The sequence below is a fragment of the Nocardia carnea genome, from assembly GCF_029868855.1.
GTDB lineage: Bacteria > Actinomycetota > Actinomycetes > Mycobacteriales > Mycobacteriaceae > Nocardia > Nocardia carnea_A.
On record NZ_JARWOV010000272.1, the window covers coordinates 1 to 5,747 of the forward strand.

At 67.9% G+C, this 5,747-nt stretch carries 4 protein-coding genes; 2 read left to right on the forward strand and 2 right to left on the reverse strand.

Annotated features, from left to right (window positions below):
• On the reverse strand, window positions 1-2,326 hold a 2,326-nt coding region (locus tag QH195_RS28295; RefSeq protein WP_280437631.1), incomplete at its 3' end, for a lysylphosphatidylglycerol synthase transmembrane domain-containing protein.
• 118 nt (window positions 2,327-2,444) lie between these two features.
• Here QH195_RS28295 and QH195_RS28300 point away from each other — a divergent pair.
• The gene (locus QH195_RS28300; RefSeq protein ID WP_280419652.1) at window positions 2,445-3,044 is read left to right on the forward strand and encodes a GDSL-type esterase/lipase family protein; all 600 of its coding nucleotides are present in this window, start codon (window positions 2,445-2,447) and stop codon (window positions 3,042-3,044) included.
• Between the two features lie 90 nt (window positions 3,045-3,134).
• Here QH195_RS28300 and QH195_RS28305 read toward each other — a convergent pair whose 3' ends face one another.
• A complete protein-coding gene (locus QH195_RS28305; protein WP_280437632.1) occupies window positions 3,135-4,508 on the reverse strand; it encodes an ABC1 kinase family protein in 1,374 nt (457 codons plus the stop codon).
• A gap of 201 nt (window positions 4,509-4,709) precedes the next feature.
• Between QH195_RS28305 and QH195_RS28310 the strand changes: the two genes are divergently transcribed.
• Complete coding sequence (locus QH195_RS28310; protein ID WP_280437633.1) at window positions 4,710-5,501, forward strand: GntR family transcriptional regulator; 792 nt, start codon at window positions 4,710-4,712, stop codon at window positions 5,499-5,501.
• Window positions 5,502-5,747 lie beyond the last annotated feature (246 nt).

A 5,747-nucleotide genomic window follows, 5' to 3' on the forward strand; every position in this document is an offset into this window, starting at 1 on the left:
CCCCCCCGTCCACAACCCTATCCCCCACACCCCCGCCCCCCGCCCCCCCGCCCGCCCCCCCCCCCGGGCCCCGCCCCCCCACCCCCCCCCCCTCCCCCCCCCCCACCCCCCGGGGGGGGGGGGCGCCCGAGGCAAGGGTGCCGCCGATCATCGTCACGATGGTGACGGTGACGAAAGTGGTGCCACCACCGAACGCCTGCACACTCGCCCACAGCGCCAGCGCCTGACCCAGGGTCAGGGCCGCGCAGCCGAGAACGATGACCGCGCAGCGTTTCGGGTCGCGGGCCAGCCGGGCCAGCTCTCCGACCACCTCCTGCAGCTGCGGTAACACCGAAGTGTTCAGCCAGCGGCGTAGTTTCGGCACGAACATGAACGTGCCGATGATGCCGACCCCCACCCCGCCGATCAGGTACAGCACGGTGGGTGACGGCACGAAATGCGAGAGGTTCGCCGAGGTTCCGGCTGCCACACTGAACAGCACCAGCAACCCGATATGGGTCGACACCTGTACGGCCTGCTGTAACGCGACCGCCGCGGTGGCCCGGACCGCCCCGACACCGCCCTGCTGCAGGAATCGCACACTCAGCGCCAGACCGCCCACCCGGGCCGGCGTGGTGGTGGCCGCGAAAGTGTTCGCGATCTGCATGAGCACCAGCGGCCAGTACTTCACCACACCCGAGGCACAGGCCCACAGCGCGGCCGCTGTGCCCAAATAGGTCAGTGAGGACAGCGCCAGACCGGCCAGCGCCCACCACCAGTTGGCCTCACGGAGCTGAGTGAAGAAGGTGGGTACCGCACTGATGAACGGATAGGCGACGTAGACCAGGCCGATCAGCAGCACCAGCTGGAGCAGACTCTTGCGGTTGAAGCGGGTGATCTGCTCGGCCTCGATCCGGTCCTGGCCGGTTTGCGTCCGTACTTCCTCGCGGGCCGCCGTCACCACCGATTTCCACTCGGGAATGGAGGCGCGGATACCGCGCGGCATGGCGAATTTGGTGAGCCGCCGGGAGGCGGTGAGCACGACTTCTTCACCGAGGGCCTCGATCGCCGACCGGACCGCGGCCGCCGGGCCGAATACCGCGGTCATCGAGACCAGCAGCTGGGCGATATCGGATTGGAGCTGGGCATCGGAGGCGCACAATTCGGCCGCCGTGAAGCCGCCGAAGACTGCGCCGTGCTCGCCCACCCGGATCTCCGCGGGGCGCAGTTCGCCGTGCGCGATCCCGCGTTCCCGCAGGACCGTGAGCGTCCGCCAGGCCGCGTCCAGTGCGCCGGTATCGGACGGATCCTGTTCGATCGAGCGGCCGGCGGGCAGGGTGTGAGCGTAGAGCATCCAGCCACGGGGCAACGCCGCCACCGCCACCGGCCGGTGCGCGGCCACCCCCAGTTCGTCCAGTGCGATCGCCATCAAGGCCCGGTGCTCCACGGCGCGATGCATGGACCCGTGCAGGGGCGCGGTCTCGCTGGAGCGGAAGGTGAGCCGGCGCCACAGCTGGCGCACCGCGCTGAGCGTGCGCTGATTCTTTCCGTACAGCTCGACCACCAGCGCGCGCTCGCGCTCGTCGATCGTCGCCGACAGCATGAGCGCGCCGGGACCGGCCGGACGGACAACGGTGAGCCGGTTGACGGTATACCCGCGGCGGGCCAGCTGGCGCACCGCCGCTTCCAGCGGAACCTCCAGCGCCGGTGTCCCGACCAGCAGCACGATCACCGCACCCACCAGCCAGCCGACGGCCAGGCCGAACATGGCGCGTGCCGGAACGACGGTGCTGACCACCAGATGCATCGGCGCGAAAGCCAGGATCAGCGCCCACAACCAGCGTCGAGGTCGTACCGGTAGCCACGGACTGGACACCGTGAGCACCGCGGCGAGCATGGCTATCCAGCGGGGATCGTCGAGGAACTGCTGGAGAAAGGTTTTGTCGGCCAGATTCTCCGGCACCTGCAGATGCCACTGCGGAGCCGATAGACCGTTCGGCGTGATGGACAGCAGCAGCCCCGCCACCAGACCGGCGGTGGCGTACCCGGTGAGCAGTTTCCACTGCCCACCCCATGCGAGTTCCACCAGGATCGCGAAGGGCAGGATAAGGATGGCGATCCCGTACAGCAGGTAGACCAGGTTCGACTGGTCCGGGTTCAGGAATCCGACGATATTGGAAACGGAACGTTCCAGCGCCAGCCATTCGGGACGGGTGATCAGCGATCCGGCGATGACCACGGCCACTCCGGCGATCGCAAAGACGACACGCAGAATATCGCTGGTCCGCCTGGTGAGCGGTTGTAGCAGGCTGCCCGTTACCGGGATCTCCCGCCCATCGACTCGCATGTCGTATCGGTACTTTCGGATCGAGGTGAAGCCGGTCGGCCGCCCGCACACACCAGATCGTGAGTATGCAGGAGGCCGAGCCGGACGATACACACCAACACGCTGCCAGAATCTGTGGGTGAACAATGATCTACGCATCTGTTTCGTAGGGGATTCCCTCGTCGCCGGAGTGGGGGACCCCGGGGCGCTGGGCTGGAGCGGACGGCTGACTGTCGACGCCCACGCCGCCGGTATCGCGCCCACCGCCTACAACCTGGGTATCCGCAGGCAGACCTCGACCGATATCGCCGGTCGCTGGCAGGCGGAATGCCGGCAGCGGCTGCCGCGAGAGGCGCACGGGCGGGTGGTGTTCTCGTTCGGGGTCAACGACACCACGCTGATCGAAGGCCGGACCAGAGTGGACGCCGGCACTTCGGTGACGAATCTGCGCGAGATGCTCGCCGGCGCGCACGCCGAATCGTGGCCCGTCCTCATGGTGGGCCCGCCACCGGTGGACGATGCGGGACACAACCGCCGGACCGCCGAACTCGACGAACGCTTCGGGCGGGTCTGCGCCGAGCACGGGGTCCCTTATGTCAGCAGCTGCCACCGGCTGGCGGTCGATGCGATCTGGATGGAGCAGGTACGGGCCGGTGACGGGGCGCACCCGGGGGCGGGCGGTTATGCCGCGTTCGCGGAACTGCTGCTGCCGGCCTGGCGGGAATGGATTGGGTACTGACCCCAGGGTCCCGGCCGGCCGGTTCGCGGGATAGGCTTCCGCCCCGGAAAACGTCCCAGACGGTGCGGTTTCGTCCCCGTCCACCGCACCTCAGCTCGCGGGGGCACCCGAGAGGAAACCGCGCCGCACCGGGGCGAAGACATCCCCGAGTTCCGGAACCGATCGCACCAGCTCGGCACCGTAATCACATTCGCATTCCAGCTGGCTCAACGTCCCGACCATGGTGAGTGAGGCACGCGCGAACGGCGTGCAATCCGGCGGCAGGGTCAGCTCCCGCATCACATTGGTCAGGCGCAGACTCGTGGTGCGCAGTACCTGTTTACGCAGCCAGGACGTGGTCAGCCGGAAACGCTCGTGGCGCACCGGCTCACCACACGCCGACAGCGCGGCTTCCAGCGCGACCGCGTCGAACTCGCGACCCGGTAGCGCGAATCCGTGCGTACGCACCGCTGATTCCAGCGCTGCCGGCCCGCCGTTGAAAATCGCGTCGCACATCTGCACGGCCAAATCGGTGAATCCCGGATGCGGCCAAGGCGCGCAGGCCCCGAAATCGGCCACCCCCAGCCGGCCGTCGGGCAGCAGCCACAGATTGCCCGGATGCGGATCGCAGTACAGCAACCCGTGTCGTTCCCAGCCGGTGAGGACGAACCGCATCATCAGCTCGCCGACCCGGTCGCGCTGCTCCCGGGTTCCCGAACCGATGATCCGCGTCGCCGGCGTACCCCGCACCCACTCCGAAATGAGCACATCGCCCCGCTGTTCCAGTACTTGCGGAACATAGAACTCGGCACTGTCACGGTGAACGGCCGCGAAGGTCCGCTGATTCTCCGCCTCGCCCGCGTAGTCGAGTTCCACGCGCACGCTCTCGCACAGCGCCTCGGTCACCGATTTCACGTCCGCACCCGGCAACAGCACCGACGCCAGGATCGAAACCCGCCGCAACTGCACCAGATCCGATTCCACCGCGGCCCGGGCGCCCGGATACATCACCTTCACCGCGACCTCGCGCCCGTCGTGCCACACCCCGCGGTGCACCTGACCGATCGAGGCAGCCGCGGCCCGGCGATCGTCGAACTCCCGGAACAGATCGCGCCATTGCGGACCGAAGGTATCGGCCATCACTCCGTGCACGGTCGCCGGCAGCATCACCGGTGCCGAATCCTGCAGCCGGGCCAGCGCCGCCTGGTACGGCGCCGCGATATCGCGTGGCAGCGCGAGCTGATAGATCGCCAGCAACTGCCCGAGTTTGGCGGCGCAGCCCTTCAGTTCTCCCAGCACCGCGAACATATGCTCGGCGGTGCGGTTCTGGATATCCCGGTTCACCTCCCGCGCGGGCCGCCCGCGCGCCCGGCGGCCCGCCCCCGCCGCCTGCCGGCCCGCGTAGGCGACCGGCAGCGCCATGAGCTTGGCGCTGCGCAGTGCCGGGCGGACCGGAGGCGCACCGGAATCGCGTCGACTGCTCATATGCTGTGTCCTCCAGGTATCGGCGAGGGCCCGGCGTGATGACGCTGCGCTGCCTCCTCGTGGCGACGGCTGCGCTGCCTCCTCCGGGCCTGACTCACTCATACCGCTGTCCCCGAACCGAATCGCTTGTTCTCCTGTGCAGTCTGGCACATTTGTGCATAGACTGTCTGGGACGTAATAACTGCCGAGAGAGGTGTATCCATGGGGTCCCGCACGGTGGTCGCCGACGTCGCCGACGAACTGGCCCGGCGGGTCGCCGCAGGGGAATATCAGCCGGGTGAGCTGATGCCCTCGGTTCGCCAGGTCGCCGACGAATTCGAAATGAACCGGGCCACCGCGCAGCTCACGCTCGGCCGGTTGGAATCCTACGGCTTCGTGGAAGCCCGGCGCGGTAAGGGTTTCACCATCCGCGAGGTGCGTTCGGCCGGCGGGCTGGACGTGTACCGCCATCTCTTCCGCTTCTCCATTCCGATGCCCGACGTCGCGATCGAGATGTTCCGGGATATCGTCGAGGTCGAGCGCGGGATCGTCATGGACGCTCTGCTCGCCTACACCGGTGCGGCGCCGGGCGGCCCCATCGCCGCCGGCTTCGATCTCGCGGAACTCAAGGCAGAAGTCGATGCGCTCGAAACCCTCGCCCGCACCGAGGTACCCGACCACCGGCGCATCCTGGCCATCGAAATCGGTATCGTGCGACGGTTGCTCGTCACCCTCGAATCGAGCCTGCAGCGCGCCATCCTGAACTCGATCGGCGATATGGTCCTCGAGGTTCCAGAAGCCGTCGAGGCATACTTCGCCGGCGCGGCCGACCTGCACGTGCTGGTCTGGCGGGCGCTGATCGCGGTATGGGAATCGGAATCCGGTCCCTCACCCGCACAACTGGCACTGTTCGAAGACCTTTTCGGGATCTACCACCACAAGGTGATCAACCGCTTCGAGGAACTTCTCGGCGGAGCCCAGGGACAGCCGGAGATCCACGCCGTCACGGCCTGAGCAAGCCGCCGGAACACCGGAGTCTTCCTGTGGCCGGCAGCGATGAACGGGTACACAGCGGCGTTGTTCGATTTGGTTCGTGAAGCCGCTGTGTTTCTGTGTGCCACGATCTCGCCGAATTCGGGGGCACGTTAGGGGTGGGGGGCCCCCCCCCCCCCCAACGGGGGTGTAACCCCCGGGGGGTTGGTTGTTTAGGGGGTAGGAGGGGGGGTGGGTAAACAGGGTGTTGAGCTGCGCTACCGGGCG